Annotated in this window: 1 protein-coding gene; it reads right to left on the reverse strand. The window is 68.8% G+C overall.

The features are described from left to right. Positions 1–122 precede the first annotated feature (122 nt). Positions 123–1,331: an IS701 family transposase gene (locus ACZ5D2_RS40875; RefSeq protein ID WP_371678654.1), complete on the reverse strand. Its 1,209-nt coding sequence runs from the start codon at positions 1,329–1,331 to the stop codon at positions 123–125. Positions 1,332–1,390: the final 59 nt, after the last annotated feature.

The raw sequence follows: 1,390 nt of genomic DNA on the forward strand, positions 1-1,390 counted from the left end.
ACTAGTAGGGCTTTGTTAGGTGGTGTCGTAGGGCTGCCATGGGACGGTTTGCCGGCAGGTGGGGCAGGTTCCGGTCAAGGTGGCCAGCAGGTGTTGGAGGAGGTCCAGGGCCTGGTAGAGGGTCAGGCCCTGGCAGGGGCTTTTGGGCAGGTCCGCTGCTCGGTCAGGAACAGGTGGGCGGCGGTGACGAGGGTGACGTGCCTGTGCCAGCCGTTGAAAGAGCGGCCCTCGAAGTGGTCCAGCCCGAGGCAGGTTTTCAGTTCGCGGTAGTCGTGCTCGATCCGCCAGCGAGACTTCGCGAGCCGGACCAGGTCCTTCGCGGGAATGTCCGCGGGCAGGTTCGAGATCCAGTACTTCACCGGCTCGGCCTCACCCTCGGGCCACTGCGCGATCAGCCAGACCAGCGGGATCGTGCCGTCCTCGGCAGGCTTGGGCCGCCGCCCCGCGAGGCGGACCCGCAGCAGTACGAAGTGCGAGCTCATCGCCGCTTTCGAGCCCTTGCGCCAAGCCACGGCCCGGCCCTGGCGGCGTCCGGCGGCCAGCACGTGCTCGCGTAAGGAGAGCGGCCGGGTGCGGTAGCGGGGCAGAGGCCTGGGGCCGAGCCCCGAGTAGGTGGGCTGATGCGGCACCGCTTCCTCGCCATGCGCGGTCATCTCGGCCTTGACCTGCAAGACATAGGCCAGGCGGCGGTCTTCCAGGCCGTGGCGGAAGTCGGCGTTCGCGCCGTAGCCGGTGTCCGCGACCAGCACGGCGGGCCGCAGGCCGATCCCGGACAGCTCGTCCAGCATGTCCAGCGCCAGCTGCCACTTCGGGCGGTGGTGCTCGCTCTCGGGGATCCGGCAGGCGGTCCGGCGTGCCTCCGCTTCGGGTCCGTCCCACGACTGCGGCAGGAACAACCGCCAGGACAGCGGGCACGACGCCGTGTCCGTGGCGGCGTGGACACTGACTCCGATCTGGCAGTTGCCGACCTTGCCCAGGGTGCCCGAGTACTGCCGGGCCACCCCGGGTGAGGCGGTGCCGTCCTTGGGGAAGCCGGTATCGTCCACCACCCACACCTGCGGGCGGACCACCCGCACGGCCCGCCACGCCAGCCGGGCCCGCACCTGATCGACCGACCAGGTCGAGGACGTCATGAACTGCTGCAGCCGCTGGTGATCGACACCCAGGCGTTCAGCCATCGGCTGCATCGACTTACGTCGGCCGTCCAGCAACAGGCCCCGCAGATAGAGCCGGCCCTTCTCCAGCCAGTCCCGCCGTACCAATGGCACGAACACCTCGGAAGAGAACTCCTCCAACCGGCCCCGCACCATCGCAAGCTCCCCAGCCCTCATACCGCCAGCGAACTACCGAACACCCAAGGTGACAAGACCGGCTAACAAAGCACTACTAG

The sequence above is a fragment of the Streptomyces sp. NPDC031479 genome (assembly GCF_055581065.1).

Excerpts from the sequence above, each read along its gene's own strand:
- ACZ5D2_RS40875 (WP_371678654.1), bottom strand. The coding sequence starts at position 1,331 with ATGAGGGCTGGGGAGCTTGCGATGGTGCGGGGCCGGTTGGAGGAGTTC.